The organism is Brevibacillus borstelensis (assembly GCF_003710865.1).
Taxonomy (GTDB): domain Bacteria; phylum Bacillota; class Bacilli; order Brevibacillales; family Brevibacillaceae; genus Brevibacillus; species Brevibacillus borstelensis.
The window spans coordinates 1-21,082 of the sequence record NZ_RHHO01000029.1 but is presented as its reverse complement, the minus strand read 5'-3'; the positions used below and the strand labels follow the sequence as shown (position 1 = coordinate 21,082).

The window sequence follows — 21,082 nt, the reverse complement described above, 5'->3', positions numbered from 1 at the left end:
ATAAACCCTGACGTATGCGTTAGGGTCAAATTTTTTTCAAAAGCACATTCTCATCCAAGAGACTCCAACCGTCCCTGAAATAATTCGCCACACTGCGAAATTGACTTCCGTGAAGGCGGAAAATACGTATTTTGCATGCGGGCTCCGGAAGACCACGGCGGACATGAGCTGTACTCCGCCGGCTTCTACAAGAAAATTGTGCCGATGGAGCGTATCGAATTCACGCAAAGCATGGCCGACAAGGACGGAAACATCATCGATCCCGCTCAGGCAGGCGTCCCGGACTACCCGAAGGAAATTGAATTTGTGATTGAATTTAAAGCTCTGGGCGAGCAAACGGAACTGACGATTACCGAATCCGGTTGGACGCCGGGTCAAATGGCCGAATACGCCGTAATCGGCATGAACCAGTCGCTCGACAAGCTTGCGGAAAACGTAGGCTCGCTTCATCGGGAAATGAAGGAGAAGCAAAAATAAGTACTGCATAGCCAAACCATGGTTTAAAGCTTCCCCCCCTGTCGTCCTCCCCTCGCCTTTCCGGCCAGCGGAGGGCGGCCTTTTTACGGGTGCCTGTTTGTGCAAAGCAAAGCGCTACGGCATCGGTTCGTACTCGTATTGTTATAAACACCGGTGTGATCAGAAGCAGAATTTCTTTTGATTCTTTTCTCTTCTTGAAAAATGGTTTATGATGAACATGCAACACGTTAGTATTCGCTAACATTGATAGAGGGGGGAAAATATGAGCTCGGGCAATCCGCATCTAAGTACCGGAGACAAAATTTTGTTGGCAGCCATCGATTTGATGGCCGAGAAAGGCTACAAAGGCGTTTCCACAAAAGAAATCTCGGCCGCGGCCGGTTTAAGCGAGATGACGCTGTTTCGCCACTTTGGCAGCAAGCAAAAGGTTCTCGAAACCGCAGTCGACCGCTTTTACTATACCGTGGAGATGAAACGGATTTTTAACGAAGAACTGGTGTGGGACTTGCAAGCGGACTTGTTCCTCGTCAGCAAAACGTATCATCAGATCATGAATCGCAATCGAAAAATCGTTATGATCGCGCTAAAAGACGGCGATTATTTGCCCGGGTTTCGGGAAAAGGCGAACAAACATCCACAGCAGCTAAAAGAATTGTTGACGGACTATTTCGCAGCCATGCAGAAAAGAGGCTTGATGATCACAACCGACCCGGAGGTCCAGGCCATGACCTTCATGTGGATGAACTTCGGCGCATTTGTAAGCAGCCTGACCAGCGGCCAGTTGATAACAAGCACTTCCATCGACGAATTTATCGAATCGAGTGTTCAGTTATTTGTCAGAGCTTTGACGCCATAGTTTTTAAAACAGTTGTTGTTAGTTAGTACTAACTATCATTTGCTTTCGCAACGTCAGTGAGGAGGTTATGATGATGGAAAACAATCCGCTCCAGAGGAAAGTGGAAAGAAGGAAGCACTTCTCGCACGATTCCGAAAAGCCGATCGGCTGGTATTTGAAACGGGTTGATAAGTTGATCACGCAAAACGTCAACGACATGTTCGCGCCTATGGGCTTAACACGCACCCATTGGCAGGCCCTCAACAACACATACCACGGACGCGTCAAAACAAGGAAGGACTTGCACGAACTGATTCACGACTTTGTCGATTTGAAAACATTGGACGAAGTCATTGACTCCCTGGTGCAAAGAGGCTGGATGATTCGTACAGAGAAGCCGGAGCTCGGCATTACCGAGCTTGAACTGACAGGCGAAGGCAACGAAGCATTTCCAAGACTTGATGCGATTCTTTTTGAATTCGATAAACAGGTGTTTCAGGGGATCACGGAAGAAGAATACAAGACGGCGATCAAAGTGTTGAACCAATTGATTTGCAATTTAAACCATACTGCTCACTAGACTTTCCATTTCCCTCTTCTTTTTCGCATATCGAAAAGGAGCAAGACTATCCCACCCGATCAGAAAATTGCGCTTGGAGGCGATTCGATTTGGAGATAAGAACGAGACTGGCAGTAGAAAGCGACGCACAGGAGCTGGCCAGGTTAAACCAGCTGTTCAACGGTGGCGACAGGAGGCCTGTACCGGAAATCGTCGAGAGCATGCGCACGAGCAGCGAGTTGATCGCCGTAGCGGAATGCGATGGCAAAATCGTCGGATTCGGCTGCGCACAACGCTTCCAATCATTCTGTTACGAGGAGCTTCTGGGAGAAATAACAGAATTGTATGTGGAGAAGTCCGCTCGGGGAAAAGGAGCGGCTGCGTCCTTGATTGCTTTTTTGGAAACGCACCTGAAACAGCGCGGAGTCACGGAAGTGAAGGTATTGACTGGCAGACAAAACGCCGCTGCGATTCGGACATATGAGCGCTGCGGCTATGCAGTGGATGACGAGGTATTGCTCAAAAAACTGCTGAGCGGGGAACCGCCGGATACACAAGCGCTACCGTGAATAAAAAACAGGCAGCAGCTGTTTCGGATTGTATTTTCGCACCCGAATTTGCTGCTGCATTTTTTTGTAATTGCGAGTAGCGGGCGATTCGAATTTTCGCCTGCTAACTTGTATCGTCCACCTAAGGTGTATTTATAAATTAGCGACTCTCTCCAGCTTCGCCTCTGCTTCGAGCAAACGCTTGTTGAGGACGTCGATTTTGGACTCATGTGTTTCGGTCTTCGTTTTGACAAGCCTAAGCATGCCCAGTACCTCATCCTGCTGGGAGTGTTCGATCCGGTTTACGGATTTTTGCAGGTCGTCCAGCCTCGATTCGACGCGGTCCAGAGAGCTTTCAAAACCTTGCAGCTTGGGTTCTACGCTGCCTTGAAACGCTGTCAGCCTCGTATCGAGCCCCACTATTTTCGATTCCATCCGGTCAATGGTGCTTTGGAATTCCGTCATTCTCGTTTCCATCCGGTCTACGCTGCTCTGGAACTCCGTCATTTTCGTTTCCATCCGGTCTACGGTGCTCTGAAATTCCGTCATTCTCGTTTCCATCCGGTCTACGCTGCTCTGGAATTCCGTCATTCTCGTTTCCATCCGGTCCAAGCGGTTCGTCAGCTTCTGAAATTCAGCAAACATCCTGTCCAAAACGTTTTCCAAATCAGACATCCGAAACACTCCCCCAGTCTTCTGTGTTCATTATACAATAGCAGCTATGCTTTTGTACCAAAATGAAAACTATACCAGGCCGCCGCCGTAATCCAGATCCGGGCCCGCCTGCGTTCGCAGCTTCTGTTCCAGCCGCTCGATCCGCTTGCGGTACGCTGCCTCCTCTGCTTTGGACCTGCGGCGCAGCAGCGCCGCTTTCTGCTTCCACCGGTCATACCCGGCTTCCGCGAAGAGAAGCGCCTTCTCCAAGTCCTTTACCTGATGCTCGTACAGCTTGGCCATCTCGATCAACACATCTTCCGGGAGAGTGACCCCGGAATTGCCGAGACCCTCCCATACCAGCAAAGCCCGGCGCCAGTCCTTTTGCCTCTTGTAACAGCTCCCCATCGCGATACGAGCCTTGTCGCGAAGCGGATGAACGCTGTCGGCAACGAGCCGGTACGCCTGCATGGCCCGCTCGGTATCGCCCAGCGCTTCATACCATCGCCCTACCTTGAATCGCTCTTCCTCAGAGATGTCGACCTGCTGCTCGTGTGACAGCAAGAGTGCTGACAGATGAATGTAGAGCGTGATCAGGGAAAGGACGTCGATTTCATTGTGCCGCAAAACCCCTGCCACCGTGTCCGGGTTTTTGTCGGTCAAATAGTCAAAATACCGGATAGGAGCCAGATACCCCGGGACATCGTCTTCCCTCACCACGCCCAGTTTTTCCCGCTCGATCAGGGAAAGCCGGCAAGACTCCAGATCCTCCCGCCACAACCGCCGCGCTCCGTGCAGCAAATCGTAATGGCCAAATGCCGGAAGCCGGGGAACAAGATCACGCAATAGCGTGTGCCGGGTCTTTACCTGCGGCCAGTCAAATGACTTCCCGTTGTACGTCACAAGGTGGGTAGCCGTCTGCGAATCCTCCAAAAAAGAGCGGTAGAGCGCTGCTTCCGAATAAGGAGCGGCCAAAAAATGCTGCCTGACGATGACGCTCTCGCCGTCCATTCGGCTGTGCCCGAGCAGAAAGACCGTGTTTCCCGTCCCGCCGTGCAGCCCCGTCGTCTCCGTATCGAAAAACAGCAGGTCCTCCACTGATCTCCCGGATGCTGACAGGGGGTGTTCAAACCCGGCCCTCTCCCATGCCGCAATCGTCTCGTACAAACCGGCAAATGCATAATGGCCATGCCTCTGGCTGATCGGGTAGCGCACCTCCCGTACCATGACATGCTCGTCTTCCCAAAAATACGGCTTGGCGCCCAGCTCCATCCATTTGTCCATAAACGGGATTTCTTCCATATTAGCTTGAGAATTAACAGGCGCCGAGTCAGGTTGTGCAGTACCGCGGGCTGGTTGAGGTGCACTGAAGGGCGTCGGTTCTTGCCCCGCGGAAGACGCTGGCTCGAACGGACCGGAAGACGCCGGTTCCAACGTACCCCCGGCTCTTCCGGTATCTTTCACGCGGCTCCCTTGCTGCTGAGGCGCTTCCTTCGTCAAATGTTCCTTGAACCGATTCAGCTTGCTTTTAAGAGACATGCAGACTTCCTCCCTGCGCCACCCGCAAGAGCGTGAGCGCCAATTCCTTTCCACCGTCCTCCGCCGCCCCCACACAGGACGGGCAGCCGGACTCGCACGGACAAGAGAGGATCAGCTCCTCGGCCCTCGCGAGAATCGTGTCCATCTCTTTGTACACCTGCTCGCTCAAGCCGATGCCGCCAGGGTAACGGTCGTACAGAAAAATCGTTGGCGCCCCGGAATGGATGGCCTTGCGTTGCGGGATGACGTGGAGGTCCATGCGGTCGCACATGACGAACAGCGGAGCGACGTGCTGCAGGACGTGCGCGAGTCCGACCAGGCCGCGCTCTACCTCGCTTTTCCCCACTACATCCAACACCTGCTCGGAAAAGCTGAGCCAAGCGGCATTCGTATGCAGCTCCTCCTCGGGCAGGTGAATCGGACCGGAGCCGATGTTTTCATGCGTCTCGAATTTGATCTTTTTGAAAATCGTCGCCATCGCATTCACAGTGACTTCTCCGTAGGCAAATTCCGTCTCGGCCGCCCGCCGCGTCTGGTCTTCCTCCAGCACCCTCAGTTGGACAGCCAGGTTGGCATCGGTGTAGTAGTCGACCTGGACTTCCCTGACATAGGCCTTCTTCTCCTCGTAGTCCAGCTTTTCCACCTGGTACTGCGTCCCTTGATGCAGGTAAATGGCTTCGTCATGCAGGAGGGTCATCGAGCTGAAGCGGTCCATTTCCCCGATTACCCTTTCGTTGCCCCGCTCGGAAATGTCAATGATCACGACGTTTTCTTGGGAAGCCGAGCGCAGACTGATGTTGTGGGCCGGGAAAGAATCGTTCATCCAGAACCACTTTCCTTTGGCATGGTGCAGGATCTGCTCCTCGGTCAAAAACTCCAGAATCTCCATAATCTCGGCTCGTCCAAAACGGTCCCCTTTGGAAAAGGGAAGCTCGTACGCCGCGCATTTGATATGGTCGACGAGGATAATCAGGTTGTCCGGATTGATCCGCGCGGACTCCGGACTCCGCTCGAAAAAGTACTCCGGGTGCTGGATCACGTACTGGTCGAGCGGCGTAGAGCTGCCGACCAGCACGACGACCGATTCCCCCTGACGGCGGCCTGCCCGTCCGGCCTGCTGCCATGTGCTCGCAACCGAGCCGGGATATCCGGTGATGACGCATACCTGGAGCTGGCCGATATCTACCCCTAGCTCCAGCGCATTGGTACTGACTACACCGATGATGTCTCCCTGGCGAAGCCCCTTCTCAATCGCCCTTCGCTGGCTCGGCAAATAGCCGCCGCGATAGCCCTGAATCGTCTTTTCGCCCAGCTTTCGCTTGATCAGCTCCTGCAGGTATTTGAGCAGGATTTCGACGCGGACCCGGCTGCGGGCAAACAAGATCGTCTGAATGCCATTGGTGAGAAACAGCTCGGTGATGTCCCTGGCCTCCAGCGTCGAGCTACGCCTGATGTTCAACTGCTTGTTTACGACAGGGGGATTGTAAAAGATGAAGTGCTTTTTTCCGGCCGGAGCGCCGTTGTTGTCCACCAGCACGACGTTTTCCTCTGTCAGCTGCTCTGCCAGCTCGCGAGGGTTTGCGATCGTGGCAGACGTGCAAATAAACTGCGGGCTGCTCCCGTAAAAGGCGCAAATCCGTTTCAGGCGGCGGATTACGTTGGCCACATGGCTTCCAAAAACGCCCCGGTATGTATGCAGCTCGTCGATGACGATGTATTTCAGATGTTCAAAAAAGGAGACCCATTTGGTGTGGTGAGGCAAAATGGCAGAATGAAGCATGTCGGGATTGGTGATTACGATATTGCCGGCTTTGCGGATCGTCTGTCTGATCTGCGCCGGGGTATCGCCGTCATACGTATCCGACTTGATCGACAGCCCCATCTCGTCGATCAGCTCGTGCAGCTCGCTTTTTTGATCCTGGGCCAGCGCCTTCGTGGGGAACAGGTAAAGGGCTCGTGCCTCCGGGTTTTCTGTCAGTGTTTGCAAGACAGGCAAGTGATAGCACATGCTTTTGCCCGAAGCGGTAGGAGTCACAGCTACGATGTGCTTGCCTTCGCGGGCATGACGAAAAGACGTCTCCTGATGGGTGTACAAGGAAGGAATCCCTCTTCCCGCCAGAGCCCCCCGAATTCTCGGGTCCAGATCATCAGGAAAAGGAACGGTAGCGGCTTCTCGGGGCGGTATGACCTTCCAGTGCTCTATGTTTGCGCGAAAACGCTCATCCTGTTTCAAGTTTTCCAGTATCTTCGCCAGATCCATTTTGATTTTCATCTCGTTCACCTTCTTTCACTTATTTTACGAATGAATGTTCGGGTTGTAAATGCATGAAGTCCTGGAATCAAAATAAAAGCCGCAGTCCGGATCGTTAAACTGCTGTACATCCGCGAGCATTTAAGTGGACAACCCTTTTTAAAATCGGTAATCTGGAGATGAATCTCTTTCGTCAACGAGATTTTTCCCTTGCAGTTTTGCGACACGTTCGTCTCTCATGTTCGCGCTGAAAACCGGTTCTTACTCGCGTTTTCCTGCTCAGAGCATGATACGGGATTTATACAGACGCGATCGAATGCATGGACGCGGATTCTTTTGGCAATAATAAAAAGTTACGTAGTGTTACAAGGTAGGTACTCAGAGTTACTCGTTACTCAGAGTTAATCAGACTTACTCAGAGTTAATCAGAGTTTACTCAGAATTACACGGAATTGTGGCAGAATTAAGCAGAGTTACGCAGACTAGCACGAGCAACTAGCACTACCACCGGCCCTGAGCCGGGTTCGGCAGTTTCCACCATATAGGAGGTATTCAATCGATGATGAAAATAGGATCGCACGTATCATTCTCCGGGAAAGGGCTGCTGAATGCGGCAGAAGAAGCAGCCACCTACGGCTCGAGCACGTTCATGATCTATACAGGAGCCCCGCAAAATACGCGGCGCAAACCGATTGAGGAGCAATTTATCGACGAAGGCAGGGCTGTGATGGACAAAAACGGCATTGAAGAGATCGTCGTCCATGCGCCGTACATTATTAACCTGGGTTCGTACAAGGAAGACACGTTTGAGCTAGCTGTCCGCTTTTTGCAGGAAGAAATACGGCGAACGAGCTATCTCGGCGTACAAAATATCGTGCTTCACCCGGGCGCTTACACCGACAAGGATGCCGAATACGGGATTGAGCGCATCGCGGAAGGGCTGAATGAAGTATTAAGCGGCGTCAAAGACACGGACGTGAAAATCGCGCTGGAGACGATGGCGGGCAAAGGAACAGAGATCGGCCGCAGCTTTGAGGAAATCGCGGCGATCATCGACAAGGTAGACGACAACTACAGGCTGAGCGTATGCATGGATACATGCCATATTCACGATGCCGGCTATGATATCGTCAACGATTTCGACGGTGTCCTCGACGAGTTCGACCGGATCATCGGTCTGGACCGTCTGGCGGTTGTCCACCTCAACGACAGCAAGAACTTCCGGGGAGCCCGCAAAGACCGCCACGCCCCGGTAGGTGCGGGAATGATCGGCTTTGATGCGATGAAATACATCGTCGATCACGAGAAGATCCGCCATTTGCCGCTTGTGTTGGAAACGCCGTGGATCGGAAAGGAAAAAGGCAAGGAACGTCCCATGTACGAAGCGGAGATTGCCCTTTTGCGGGGCGATGTGGAAGGCAGGTTCGGCGACGAATTCCTCGATCATGTGGAGCGTCTGGATTACTTCTTGCGGAAACAAGCGGATGTAGACCACGATTTCGTCCACAATACGTGGAAGCTGCTCAAGGAGGACGCCAAAGCGAAAAAAGCGGATGGCCGCGAACCGATGGAGCGTTTGTACGATATGGTTGCGGAAGCCAGACTCTTCACCGACCTGAGCGAAGAGCAGATCAACCACCGGCTGATCGCCTGGTTTGCAAGCAAACACATTATGTAGAAACTGAAAGTGAAAAAAGGGTCCCCTTTCGTCGAGGGAACCCTTTTCTTTTTTGCTTTTCCTTTTTATTTTTCCGTGTTCCTTTTTCCTCGTATTCCCTGCTTTACATGTTCCCTACCCCGCCTGCTGCGCCATACCGCTTCCGGCAAACTGACTGTTGTACAATTCGGCGTAGAATCCGCCGGCCCGCAGCAGCTCCTCGTGGTTGCCCTGCTCGATGACGCTGCCGTTGTTCATGACGAGAATCAGGTCCGCGTCGCGGATCGTCGAAAGCCGGTGGGCAATGACAAAGCTCGTTCGCCCTTCCATCAGCCCGCTCATCGCTTTCTGGATGAGCAGCTCGGTTCTCGTGTCGACGCTGCTCGTCGCTTCGTCGAGAATCAGGATCGCGGGATCGGCCAGGAATGCCCGGGCTATCGTCAAAAGCTGCTTCTGGCCTTGCGAGATATTCGACGCCTCTTCGTTCAGAATCGTGTCGTATCCGTCCGGAAGCGTTCTGACAAAATGGTCGGCGTGGGCCGCCTGGGCCGCTTGCAGCACCTCCTCATCTGTCGCCCCGGCGCGGCCGTACGCGATGTTTTCGCGGATCGAGCCGTTGAACAGCCACGTATCCTGCAGCACCATGCCGAACAAGCTGCGCAGTTCGCCCCGCGGCAGCTCCCGGATGTCCCTGCCGTCAATCGTAATCCTGCCTTCGCCGATTTCATAAAACCGCATGAGCAGGTTGACGAGCGTAGTCTTGCCCGCCCCGGTCGGTCCGACGATCGCGACCGTCATGCCCGGCTTCACGTCGATATTCATATCCCGGATGAGCGGCTCCTCTTCCTTGTAGCCAAAGGAGACATGCTCGAATCGCACATGGCCCTGAAGCGAGAAGGTCCCTGCCATCGAGACAGGTTCTGCGGACTCTTCCGGTTCGTCGAGAACTTCAAAGACCCGTTCAGCGGCGGCCAGAGTCGACTGGATGACGTTGGCGATGTTCGCCGTCTGGGTGATCGGCTGGGAGAATTGCTGGGCGTATTGAATGAACGCCTGCACGTCCCCGATCCTGATGCTGCCCCGGGTGACGAGCACGCCGCCGACTACGCAGACGAGCACAAAGCCGATATTGGAGACGAGCATCATCAGCGGCATCATGATGCCGGAGATAAACTGGGCCTTCCAGGCGAACTCATGCAGCCGCTCATTGATCGTGTCAAACTTCTGGACAGCGCTTTGCTCCCGGCCAAACGCCTTTACGATTTTATGTCCGGTATACATTTCCTCCACATGGCTGTTCAATTCCCCGAGCGCCTGCTGCTGCCCTTTGAAGTGGGGCCGCGAACGGGAGGCGATCGCCCTGATCACGACGAAGCTGAGGGGCAGCGTCAAGATCAGGATGAGCGTCATCAGCGGGCTGATGGTCAGCATCATCACAATCACGCCGATCAGCGTAATGATCGAGGTGATCATCTGCGTCAAGCTCTGCTGCAGCGTGCCGCTGATCGTATCCACGTCATTTACGACGCGGCTCATCACTTCCCCGTGAGACCGGGCATCGAAGTATTTGAGCGGCAGGCGGGCCAGCTTTTCATCTACTTGCTTGCGAAGCGTATAGACCGTCTTCTGGGCCACGCCTGCCATCAGGTACTGCTGGATATAGGCAAATGCCGAGGAAGCGATATACAGCCCGATCAAGACCATAATGATATGCCAGACGTAGGCAAAATCAATCGCAGCGCCAGGGACGCCGTTTACCTTTGCCATGAAGCCTTCAAAAAGCTTTGTCGTCGCATCGCCGAGCAGCTTTGGACTGACGATGCCAAAAACGGTGCTGAGTGCTGCAGTCAAAAGTACAGCTGTCAGCTTCATGCGGTACGGCTTCAAATAACCGAGCAGCCGCCGCAGCGTCCCTTTAAAATTCTTTGCTTTCTGCCCCGGCATAGACAGCATGCCGGGTCCTCCGAATCCCATCGGGCCTTTGTGGCCGCCCGGTCCCGGGCCAGCCCCGGGAGCACCCGGAGACATGCCGCGTTTTTGCTCGCTCATGCGATCTCCTCCTCCGTCTGCTGAGATGTGACGATCTCCCGGTAGACACCGCATGTTTCCATCAGCTCTGCATGGGTGCCGATGCCTGCTACACCGCCTTCCTCCAGCACGATGATCTGGTCGGCATCCATGACAGTGCTGACCCGCTGCGCAACGATAATCACCGTCGCAGCCTGCGTTTCATCTTTCAAGGCCGCCCGGAGTCGGGCATCTGTTTTGTAGTCGAGCGCGGAGAAGCTGTCATCAAATACGTATACGTCCGGCTTGCGGATGAGCGCCCTGGCGATGGATAGCCGCTGCTTCTGTCCGCCCGACACGTTCATGCCGCCCTGCGCGATGACCGAATCGAAGCCGTCCTTCATCCCCGCGATAAACTCGGAAGCCTGGGCGATTTCAGCCGCATGGCAGAGCTCCTCGTCGGTCGCGTCTTCTTTTCCGTAGCGGATATTGTCCGCGATCGTCCCGCTGAACAGCAGCGCTTTTTGGGGAACGAACCCGATTCTGGACCGGAGCGCCTCCTGGGACAGCTCCCGGACATCGACTCCGCCGATGCGGACGCTGCCGCTCTCCACGTCGTAGAAACGAGGGATCAGGCTGACGAGTGTCGTCTTCCCCGATCCGGTTCCGCCGATGATCGCTGTCACCTGGCCGGGCAGAGCCTCAAAGGAAATCCCGGAAAGCGCCGACTTTTCCGCGCCGGGGTAACGAAACGACACCTGATCGAACACGACGCTGGCCGGTCCATGAGCCGCCGCTGTCGCGCTATCCCGGTCCACAATGACCGGCTCTGTTTGCAGCACCTCCCGGATGCGGGCCGCCGAAGCGGAAGCACGCGGCAGCATGTTGAACATCATCGAAGCCATCATGAGCGAGAACAGGATTTGCATGGCATACTGCAAAAACGCCATCAAATCCCCGACTTGGATATGCCCCTCGCTGATGCGCAAGCCCCCGAACCAGATGATCGCGATCGAAGTGACATTCATCAGCAGCATCATGACAGGCATGATGGCTGCCATGATCTGGGCCGCCTTGATCGAGGTAGCGGTCAGATCCTCGTTGGCAGCATCGAACCTCTCCCGCTCGTGGTCTGTCCGGTTGAAAGCGCGGACGACGCGAATGCCGGTCAAATATTCGCGCAGGACGAGATTCAGTTTGTCAATCTTCGTCTGCATCGCTTTGAAATACGGGATTCCTTTTGATCCGATCAGGTAAATCGCCAAAGCCAAAACCGGAATCACGGCGATGATGACGAGCGACAGCTTGGCGTCTTTGGAGACAGCCATGATAATTCCACCGATACACATCATCGGAGCCATAACCATCATCCTCAGCATCATGATCAGCACCTGCTGGAGCTGCGTGATGTCATTGGTCGTCCGGGTGATGAGCGAAGCTGTGCCGAGCTTGTCGAACTCCTGCAGCGAAAACCGCTCGACATGGCTGAAAACGCTGCTGCGAAGCCGCATGCCGAAGCCCGATGCCGTCCGCGAAGCCAGGTAGCTGGCACCGACAGAAAGCGCCGCGCCGACCGCAGAGACGAGCAGCATCAGCCCGCCGATTTTCAAAATGTAAGGCGTGTTTTCTTTGACGACGCCTTCGTTGACGATATCCGACATCAACGTCGGCAGATACAGATTTGCTATCGATTGCAACAGCACAAATACCATCGTCCAGATGATCATGGACCGGTAAGGCCGCAAATACCGCATTAATGTACGCAAAATAACCACCCTCCGGACCTCATTGAACTCGGCTGCAAAGCTTAGACAGGGCGAAGCATCAACGCGCAGGACAACGCCGCATCGCGGATTTCCGTCTCCAGCAGCTCTTTGACTTCCTCCAGGCTATGGCCTTGCTTCAACAGTTCATCGTTTCTCTGCCGCAAATGCGCCATGCCATGCATCATCGCCCCCCAGAACTGGTCCGTGAGCAGTTCCGGAGACATGCGGCGCACTTCTCCCGCATCCATTCCCATCTTCAGCTTCTCAACCATCACTTGCAATTTGGTGTCTCTCCAGAGCAATCCTTTTATTTCCTCTTTGCCAAACAGCTCGCGCAAGTCGTGGCGCATCCGGAAAAAAAACAGCACGTGGTCGGATTGTTCAAACAGGTTGTTGAACATGGTATTGGCAAATTGTTGGCACAGCTCGACCGCGGACCCCTCCTGGCCGAAGTGGGTGCGGATGTGATTGTTGGACAAATCGAACATGTGCAAAAAAAGATCGCGGAACAACGACAGCTTGTCTTTGTAGTAGTAATAGACAAGTCCTCTGGCAACGCCCGCTCGTTCCGCGACATCGCCAATATCGGCGGCTGCGTATCCTTTTTCAACGTAAACACTGAGTGCGCCCCTCATGATCGCTTCTTTGCGCCGGGCACGGATTTCTTCGTTTTGCTCTTTCGTCCGAGGCACGGTTTGTTCACCGCCTTTTTTGATTGACTTTTTTGTCAGTCAAAATATAAACCTATTGTCAGGTTTCTGTCAATAGCCGAACTGCGAGATTCTATTCAGTAGTTTGTTTCAGCGAAAGGCCGCGTTGTTGACAAAGGGGGGCACGAGTTCAAATCCCTGCAACTCCCCGCTCCGAAACATTGCACGAGAAAAGACCAGACCGCCCTGCACAGGCGAACTGGTCTTTTTCTTCTTCCGGTTATTACTTGCTTTACAATCGGCAGCATCGACGGCGATCCTGCTCGGCGCCGGAAACCCTGCTCCAGGCCGGAAACTCTGCTCCAGGCCGGAAACTCTGCTTTCTCAAAGCGGCTTTCTCCGTATCACGATTCCATGCGAAACACGGGTCCTCTGGGCACAAACGGAAGGCTTTTGCCTTTTGGCAAAATGAAAGCGTGGCTCCGTGCGACACGGATGCGGTCACACTCGCCGTCGGTGATGACGAGAATAGGGCCGTCCGGGGGAAAGTCGTGGGCATTTTGCAAAAGATCAATTCCCGGCTGCAGGACCGTCCCGCCCCTGCCCTTTACCCGGACCCGTTCCGCTATATCGTCGGGGGAGAGATACCCGGCATCGTAGGCGGCGGCATCGCAGAAAACGACGCGGGCAAACGGGACATCACGCGACTGGCTGTAGCTGGCGATTGCTCCCAACGCTTTGCCCAGCAGCTTGGCGTCCATCGAGCCTGACGTATCCAGGACGACACCAAACGTACGGCCGGCCTGGTCGGATTCCCTGCAGCTCCATGCCGGACGCGGAATATTCGGCGTAGACATCTGCCGTCTGCTGACACGCGCGTATGTCCTGCTCTTTTCCAAAAGGGGAAAGTGCTCGTCAAACCAGCGCGCCAGTTGAACATCCCAAGGGATCGGCGGCTGTCCCAAAGCGCGAATTTCCTCGACCAGCCCTGCCGGAAGAAGGCCGCGTCCCTTTTCCTGATGATAGACGAGCCCCTGCATCAAAGCGCTGCGGTAAAAGTCATCCAGCGTCGTCCCGTGATTGGCGTCCCAAAAGCGGGGGTCTCCCTTGTCCAGGATATCCCCCATGCCGATCCCACGCAGCGTAAACAGCTTGCGGTAGGTCCGCAGGTCGGAGACGATGCGGTCGTAAATGGCTTCGGCCGACATCCCGCGTAGCTCCGGGTCCAGCAAAACGCCGACCTGCGGCAGTTGCCCCACGTTCATTTCGACCAGCCATTGGTTGATCACGTAGTCGCAGCTGACATTCCAGTAGTACGGGTCACGCCCCATGCAGCGCTCATGGTGCCGCAGTCCCGCGTGGAGAAGCTCGTGGCCCATGACAAAAATCGCCTCTTCCCGGTCGAGCCCCGCCGCCGGATTCATGTAGATTTCACCTGCGACCACATCAATGGCGGCGACGGATATTTGCAGCCGCTGACACAGCTGCGCATCTTCGATCATCGTAAAATGGCTTGCCAGCGAAGCAAGGAGCGGGAAGTGATTGATAAACCACTGCCTTGCCTCCTGGGCCGGGGACAGCGTGGCAGTCCGGTCATCCAACGCCTGGACGTATCCTCCCGCCACGCTGACGGCCGAATGCACAGCATTGGACAGGCCTGTGCCAAACAGCGCTTCCCAGTTGACATCGCGAAAGCAGCCGCTCCCCTCCAGCTTGCCGGACAAAAGCATGTCAGGCTGTCTATCCCCTCCGGTTCCCCATCCGGCAAACCGCTCGGGGACGCCTTCGTCGCAAAAACGCCTGTACAGCTCCTCCTCGCTCCTGACGGAGTGCTCCAGCTCGCCCGCCCATGCCATCGGCGGCTTTCCGAGCTTCATGCTGGATAGAAAGGAAGCGATGTAGACATCACAGGCGATATTCCACAGAGCCGGCCTTTCTTTCTCGACAAAATGGCCAAACCCTAGGTGCAGCAGATTATGAGCCAGCACGTAGACCCACTCCTGAACGTCCAGTCTTCTCGTAGGGTGGACGTGGATCACTCCGTTTTTGCCCACGACTGCCCACCCGTTTTCCGGGCACTTGCTCCGTTTGTCCCTCACCAGCGAGACACGGCCCATGAGCGGGGAAAACATCGGATGACGCTCGAGATAGCTGACCGCTTCCAGATAAGCGGCAAGGGCGGGGTCCAGCTCCGTCTTGCTTCGTTTCGCCATCTCAGCCGTCCCTTCTTTCCGCAGCCAACCGGGGCAAATCGCGAACCACTTCCACCACAAACCACGACGGAAGCGCATTTCCCTCTTCGTGCTTGGCCACGACCATCTGCGCCATCTCCAGCGAAATCATGCTCAGCTCCTTGAGCAGCGCCTTGGCCCGGTGGGCAAAACGCTTGTGCTGGTCCGTTACCTGCGACTTGTCGGCAGGCAGCTCTTTTCTGATCTGCGCCCGGAACGAGTCGGCGAGGAAATAGAGAATATCCCGATCCTCCGGGGCACTCGGGAATGTAGCCTCTCCTTCCAGTATCCGGTTCAACTGATACTTTCCCTGGATGTTTTTATGGAAAGCCTGAAACTGCGCCGCATGCTGGGGCGTCAAGCAGCCCCGCGCCAAAATTCCGACCGTTTCATTATCGATCGCTTCGCCGTATTCGTACAAAATGTCCGAGAGCATATGCCAGGAGCGCGGTGTGGAAAAAGGCTCCTCCGTTTTCGGCGGCTGCGACCAGAGGTAGTCGGGGCGCACCTCCAAAAATTGCAGTACATACGGATGAATGCCGTTCTCATACGCCCAGCTTATCCACTCCTGGTACGACACATTGAGCTGGACATGAAACATGCGATTGATCAGGGCGGAGGACATCGGCTTGACAATAGCGCTGTCCTGGGCCCGGTTTCCCGCTCCGATGACGATTGAGCCCTCCGGGAGATGATAATCGCCGACTCTCCGTTCATGGATCAGACTGTAGAAGGATTTTTGGACCTCCTGCGAGCAGGCGTTCAATTCGTCCAAAAACAGGCAGTACGGCTCTTCCCGCGCGATCATCCCGGGAGGGCAAAAACGGCTCTTGCCCTCTACGATTTGCGGAACCCCGATAATATCCTCCGGGGCGAGCTGGCTGCCGAGCAAGGACACGCATGGAAGTCCGACCTGCCGGGCAAAGGATTGCACCAGCGACGATTTTCCAATTCCCGGCGCTCCCCAGATAAAAACAGGCCGCGCAACCGCGACATGCAGCAAAACATCCAACAGTTTTGTTTGTGTTACGTGAATTCCCAGATTCATTCTTGTTCCTTTCTTTTCTCATCAGTTTTTTAAGTATCATCCTCGCTTTTCTGCCTTTTTGACTATGGGCACCCGTCACGCCACTAAATATTTCCCATTCTAATCCAGATCAGGAAGGCGAAGCAACCAAAATCTTCAGACCGTTGTAACATTCCTTTTTTTTCCACGTCGAATCAGAAAAGGGGGTATACAGAGATGAAAAAACAGATAGTGGCAAGCGCTTTGGCATTGGTCACCCTAACGGCAGCAGGGTGCAGCTCAGGGGAAAAACAGGCAGTTGCTCCAAGCGAGAAGGCTGGCCGCAGTGTCGAGAGCAAGGCAGAGCATGCCGTACAAAATCAAGCGCAGTACGCGGCGCCTAGCAGTGCTATGGACAGGACTGTTGCCAAAAGGTCAGCCCCGGCGCCGGCAGGGTCTTACAACGGCATGCATTTCAAGAACTACGGCACCAACCCTGCTGTCGATGCGGCTGAATATCATTTGTCCACCTTTGCCGCCGATGTAGATACAGGTTCTTACTCGGTCATGCGCAATTACATCACGCGAGGCTCATTGCCTCCTGCGGATGCTGTCCGCGTGGAAGAGTTTATCAATTACTTTCCTCTCTCCTACGAGCCGCCCGCCAAGGATGCATTCGCGATCCATACAGACGGAGGCCCCTCGCCTTTTCGTCCGGGCTACGACCTGCTCCGCATCGGGATAAAAGGCAAGGAAATCGCCGTTACAAACCGGAAGCCGGCCAACCTCGTCTTCGTGATCGACATTTCCGGGTCCATGAACCAGGAAAACCGTCTGGAGCTGGTCAAAAAAAGCCTCCGCGTCCTGGTTGACCAACTGGAGGAAAAAGACAAGGTAGGCATCGTCGTCTACGGCTCCAAAGGCAGAAAGCTGCTCGATCCGACATCTGCCCAGAACAAGGCGGCAATTATCGAGTCGCTCGACTACCTCTTGCCCGAAGGCTCTACCAATGCCGAAGAAGGGCTGCGCCTCGGCTACGAAATGGCTGCACAAGCCTTTTCTCCTGATGCGATCAACCGGGTCATTCTCTGCTCGGACGGTGTCGCCAATGTGGGGGAAACCACCGCGGAAGGCATTCTCTCCACGATTGAACGATACGCTGGCGAGGGCATTACGCTCAGCACGCTCGGCTTTGGCATGGGCAACTACAACGATGTGCTGATGGAGCAGCTGGCCGACAAGGGGGACGGAACGTATTCGTACATCGACACGTTTTCCGAGGCGCGCCGCGTCTTCACCGAAGCTTTGACCGGGACGCTCCAGACCATCGCCCACGACGCAAAGATTCAAGTCGAATTCGATCCAAAGGCTGTAGAAACGTATCGGCTGCTCGGCTATGAAAACCGGGATGTGGCGGATGAGGATTTCCGCAATGACCGCGTCGACGGCGGGGAAATCGGAGCCGGCCATACCGTGACAGCCCTTTACGAGATCAAGCGAAAGCGCCCGGAAGCCGAAAAGCTGGGCACAGTCCGGGTAAGGTATAAAGACGAGAAGACATCGCAGGCAAAAGAAGTGGCCGAGCCGATGGCAATTGGAAAAACGCTGCAAAGAGAAGTCCAATTCCTCGCCTCTGTAGCGGAATTCGCGGAAATGTTGCGAGGCAGCGAATGGGCAGAAGGTAACTCGCTGAAGAAGGTAGCCGATTTGGCGGAAAAAACGGCAACGGGCGAGCAGCAGTTGGAATTTGTCCGCCTGGTCAAGGATGCACTGGCCCTGCGGGGAAGCTGAGTTTGCAAAAACCAAAATTGAGTAGGAGGGGGGTAATTAACCTCTCCTACTCAATTTTGAAAACACGGCCAGTATAATTTGTTTGCCGAAATACGGAGGAAAATAGCTTTTGGTGGAATCGAGGCTTAAATACTGAAGGGTTCTTTATAAAAAATACCCCTCAGTTTTTTCATAAACGGATATTTCATTGCTCCGTGTTTTACCACACAGAAATTAATAGAATTTAATGTTGCATAATGAGAAAGTTCTTAGGTTACGTATTACTTTCAATGCAGTACTGAAATGCCCTATCAGGATTGGATGTATTGTATTTTGTAAGTAAATCTTGGTAAGTACCAGCAAACTTAATATTACCTAAATGTAATACAAAAATTTTACATTCAATAAATTCTAGCTCCTGTAATTGATGAGTTGAAATTAACACCGTATGCCTATCTTTTTTTGCTATTTCTTCGATTTTATTGTATATTTTTAGCCTAGCCGTAGGATCAACTCCACTTGTAGGTTCGTCAAATATATAGAAGCTTTTATCTATTTCTGCGAATAATGTTACGAGCAACCATCTTCTTTCCCCGACAGACATCTGACCAAACTTCCGATTCCAAAGTTCACCTAGTAATTCCTTTTCTCTATCATCCGCAAGCGATAAACAAGTCTCAAAATTATTATTAAAATTTTTGTCTGATATATTAAGAATAAGTCTAGTAATATCCTTTCCTTTTAGTATCGGTGAAAAATATAAGCTTTGAGTTTGATAAACAATATCCCTTTGATTTGGAATGTTTATGATGCTGCCTTCCTGGATTGTTAAAACTCCTGTTAATATATCAAAAAGGGTCGTTTTCCCTGCCCCATTTAGTCCAATTACTACATTGACTTTATTCTCTTCTATAATCATTTCTAGATTACTGATTGCCTTTTTGGCATTCTTTGGATATGAGAATGAAATATTTTTTAATTCGATCATAATTATTCACCCACTCTTTTCTCGGCGATTATGTTGAGTAATGGATTATTTATGTTCTTCTTATAGTTGACGTAATCTTAATTCTCGACCATGCTATAGTTCCAATCGCAATATAGACCAGTGATATGAAAAGTAAATATAATTGGTTACTGATGGAATGCAGATTATTAGTCAAAATTGAATAAATAAATACTGAAAAATTAAAAACATATTCAACTGGGTTTAAATTATATAGTGTATTTATAAAAAAATTTGAAGATTCACCACGATACACTGCTAAATACGTTGCAGGAAAAATCAATATATTAACAAGTGTATAAGCGGATGACGCTCGTACGGATAAGCTGGCAACAGATAAGGATAACATAAATAAAGGAATTAAAACTACTAAATATGTGCATGCTGCAGTCAGGAACAAAATCAAGATAGGATAGGTAAAGACGAGAGAGATAGTAACAGTAAATAGAGCTAGGCAAAATATACCAAAAATAATTTGACTAAAAACTAATCCAAAAATAACAGGTGTTTTTGAACCACAAAGAAATACAAAACTTTTCAAAATACCTAGTTCTCTAAAATTGGTTAAAGTTAATCCAACTCCATTAAAAAGTATCAATACTATTGTGAATGCCCAAAAACTAGCAAAGTAAAATACAGCTTTTGATACGTCAGGCTTAGTGTGGAACCAACTATAATTTATGGTAAAAAACAATAAAAGTGGCAAAATAATTGACCAAGCTAATGCAATCTTTTCATCGATCATTGATTTTAAAAATACTATAAAAAACTCATATGATTTTTTTAGCATTTATTACTTCCCTTTCTTTAATTGAGAAAATTTTTTATGTGGATTAAATATAGATACATCTGAGAGGATAAGGAAATGGGCTTATTCAAAAGGGATTCTCTTTGAAAAAGATCATTAAGTGCCAAAGTCAAGGCTTTCTATTATCAAAAAGAAGGAATATGGTCGTTTGCTGGCGGAATATAAATTTTTTCCAATTCCTCAAAATCCTATAAAGCTTAGGGGAACGGAATTAACCTATACAAGTTTTTAAAAATTGATTGATTAAATTTACTAGAGAATTTATAATCCATTGGATTGAGTAATGCTGTATTCATATGTGGATAACAATCACTTGAAAAAACTTTTACTATTTTTGTATTAAAATCCATTCTTTCAGGTATAAATGTTGCATAAACTGAAATATCAAGATCTTCTACCACTTTTCGGATTTTGTTACTTAAATTTATTCGTTCTTGACTAGTATTTTTGTGGAATTGATATGGATTATATTGCGTTTTTGTATCGATGACAAATTTGTACTCTTGTTTAAAAGCCTCTGGGCTTAAAGTGTTACAATATTCATAATATAAATCACCATCGCTGCTTTCACTCTCATCGTTATTCCCCCAAAAGCCAGTCATAAATTGGAAATACTCATTCATAGCTCTTTCAATTGCATTCATAATGTTCCAATGTGCTCCTGCGCCAATACTGAAACTTTCTTTTCCAAAACCTAAAGCTAGTACCACCTTAATTTCGTCTGTTATCGAAATGTCAACCAGATAAAATTCTTGGATACCCTTGTATGTTCTACTCATATTTATTATCTTTTTAAGATCAATATTGTTTAACAAATTTAGCGGAATTAATTTCCCTGCTTTTTTGGTTAACCATGTATGGATCAGTGATTGTCTTTCAATAAATTCAAGAAAAGCTGCTTCAAGTGCAAAATCGCTTGAAGTGTGTGATGCTACTCCACAAGTATCACTAAACGCGTTACTCATATCTCTATCATTAAAGATAGGCAATCCATACTCTAAAATGACATCCTCAAGTGGTATGTTAATTGTCTCCCCTGTCACTAAATTAAAAGCTTCCACATAATATTTTATTCCTTGATTATTTTTAATTAATGGGTTAAAAAGAGCTAATCTTTCAAGATGTTCGCCAATAGCAGCTGCTATTGCTTTTTTGCTATTATTCTTAACCGAATTCCCATATGCTGCTTTATGTAATGCACAATCCACATAGCAATTAGAATATCCGCTTTGAAAAATCCCTTTCTTTATCCAGATTTTATTTGCAACAAAAGGATGTCCACTAATTAGATTATTAATTAACTCAACTTTCGCAGCAT

At 51.3% G+C, this 21,082-nt stretch carries 17 protein-coding genes; 6 read left to right on the top strand and 11 right to left on the bottom strand.

Annotated elements, in window-relative coordinates:
- Positions 1-99 precede the first annotated feature (99 nt).
- The 4 genes from EDM54_RS14115 (at position 100) to EDM54_RS14100 (ending at position 2,440) form a co-directional block, all read left to right on the top strand.
- Positions 100-477: an SRPBCC family protein gene (locus EDM54_RS14115; RefSeq protein ID WP_081787891.1), complete on the top strand. Its 378-nt coding sequence runs from the start codon at positions 100-102 to the stop codon at positions 475-477.
- 262 nt (positions 478-739) lie between these two features.
- Entirely contained in the window at positions 740-1,333 is a 594-nt protein-coding gene (locus tag EDM54_RS14110; RefSeq protein ID WP_122958373.1) for a TetR/AcrR family transcriptional regulator, read from the top strand.
- A gap of 73 nt (positions 1,334-1,406) precedes the next feature.
- Entirely contained in the window at positions 1,407-1,892 is a 486-nt protein-coding gene (locus tag EDM54_RS14105) for a MarR family winged helix-turn-helix transcriptional regulator (protein ID WP_122958372.1), read from the top strand.
- 89 nt (positions 1,893-1,981) lie between these two features.
- On the top strand, positions 1,982-2,440 hold the full coding sequence (locus EDM54_RS14100; protein ID WP_122958371.1) for a GNAT family N-acetyltransferase: 459 nt from the start codon (positions 1,982-1,984) through the stop codon (positions 2,438-2,440).
- Between the two features lie 132 nt (positions 2,441-2,572).
- Here EDM54_RS14100 and EDM54_RS14095 read toward each other — a convergent pair whose 3' ends face one another.
- The 3 genes from EDM54_RS14095 to EDM54_RS14085 form a co-directional block, all read right to left on the bottom strand.
- Positions 2,573-3,094 carry a hypothetical protein gene (locus EDM54_RS14095; RefSeq protein ID WP_122958370.1) on the bottom strand — a complete coding sequence of 174 codons (522 nt, stop codon included), beginning with the start codon at positions 3,092-3,094 and terminating at the stop codon, positions 2,573-2,575.
- A 69-nt stretch (positions 3,095-3,163) separates the two neighbouring features.
- Complete coding sequence (locus EDM54_RS14090; protein WP_122958369.1) at positions 3,164-4,612, bottom strand: ribonuclease H-like domain-containing protein; 1,449 nt, start codon at positions 4,610-4,612, stop codon at positions 3,164-3,166.
- The gene (locus EDM54_RS14085) at positions 4,602-6,884 is read right to left on the bottom strand and encodes a DEAD/DEAH box helicase (RefSeq protein ID WP_024985464.1); all 2,283 of its coding nucleotides are present in this window, start codon (positions 6,882-6,884) and stop codon (positions 4,602-4,604) included. Before EDM54_RS14085 ends, EDM54_RS14090 begins: the two co-directional genes overlap by 11 nt.
- A 538-nt stretch (positions 6,885-7,422) precedes the next feature.
- Here EDM54_RS14085 and EDM54_RS14080 point away from each other — a divergent pair.
- Positions 7,423-8,541, top strand: a complete 1,119-nt coding sequence (locus tag EDM54_RS14080) for a deoxyribonuclease IV (RefSeq protein ID WP_003390023.1) — start codon at positions 7,423-7,425, stop codon at positions 8,539-8,541.
- Between the two features lie 114 nt (positions 8,542-8,655).
- On the opposite strand, the gene EDM54_RS14075 is transcribed toward EDM54_RS14080, so the two are convergent.
- The 5 genes from EDM54_RS14075 to EDM54_RS14055 form a co-directional block, all read right to left on the bottom strand.
- On the bottom strand, positions 8,656-10,569 hold the full coding sequence (locus EDM54_RS14075; RefSeq protein ID WP_174768863.1) for an ABC transporter ATP-binding protein: 1,914 nt from the start codon (positions 10,567-10,569) through the stop codon (positions 8,656-8,658).
- Positions 10,566-12,293 carry an ABC transporter ATP-binding protein gene (locus tag EDM54_RS14070; RefSeq protein WP_003390026.1) on the bottom strand — a complete coding sequence of 576 codons (1,728 nt, stop codon included), beginning with the start codon at positions 12,291-12,293 and terminating at the stop codon, positions 10,566-10,568. Before EDM54_RS14070 ends, EDM54_RS14075 begins: the two co-directional genes overlap by 4 nt.
- A 41-nt stretch (positions 12,294-12,334) precedes the next feature.
- Complete coding sequence (locus tag EDM54_RS14065) at positions 12,335-12,985, bottom strand: TetR/AcrR family transcriptional regulator (protein WP_039070149.1); 651 nt, start codon at positions 12,983-12,985, stop codon at positions 12,335-12,337.
- A 362-nt stretch (positions 12,986-13,347) separates the two neighbouring features.
- Positions 13,348-15,156 carry a DUF2201 family putative metallopeptidase gene (locus tag EDM54_RS14060; protein ID WP_031931682.1) on the bottom strand — a complete coding sequence of 603 codons (1,809 nt, stop codon included), beginning with the start codon at positions 15,154-15,156 and terminating at the stop codon, positions 13,348-13,350.
- Position 15,157: 1 nt separating this feature from the next.
- Entirely contained in the window at positions 15,158-16,222 is a 1,065-nt protein-coding gene (locus tag EDM54_RS14055) for an AAA family ATPase (protein ID WP_039070151.1), read from the bottom strand.
- Between the two features lie 195 nt (positions 16,223-16,417).
- Here EDM54_RS14055 and EDM54_RS14050 point away from each other — a divergent pair, with 195 nt between their 5' ends.
- Positions 16,418-17,971: a vWA domain-containing protein gene (locus EDM54_RS14050; RefSeq protein WP_122958368.1), complete on the top strand. Its 1,554-nt coding sequence runs from the start codon at positions 16,418-16,420 to the stop codon at positions 17,969-17,971.
- A gap of 253 nt (positions 17,972-18,224) precedes the next feature.
- On the opposite strand, the gene EDM54_RS14045 is transcribed toward EDM54_RS14050, so the two are convergent.
- From EDM54_RS14045 to EDM54_RS14035, 3 genes are all read right to left on the bottom strand, one after another.
- Positions 18,225-18,938: an AAA family ATPase gene (locus EDM54_RS14045; protein ID WP_035980189.1), complete on the bottom strand. Its 714-nt coding sequence runs from the start codon at positions 18,936-18,938 to the stop codon at positions 18,225-18,227.
- Between the two features lie 49 nt (positions 18,939-18,987).
- Positions 18,988-19,746: an ABC transporter permease gene (locus EDM54_RS14040; RefSeq protein WP_081787884.1), complete on the bottom strand. Its 759-nt coding sequence runs from the start codon at positions 19,744-19,746 to the stop codon at positions 18,988-18,990.
- A gap of 215 nt (positions 19,747-19,961) precedes the next feature.
- A partial coding sequence (locus tag EDM54_RS14035; protein WP_148040233.1) for a YcaO-like family protein occupies positions 19,962-21,082 on the bottom strand: 1,121 nt, incomplete at its 5' end.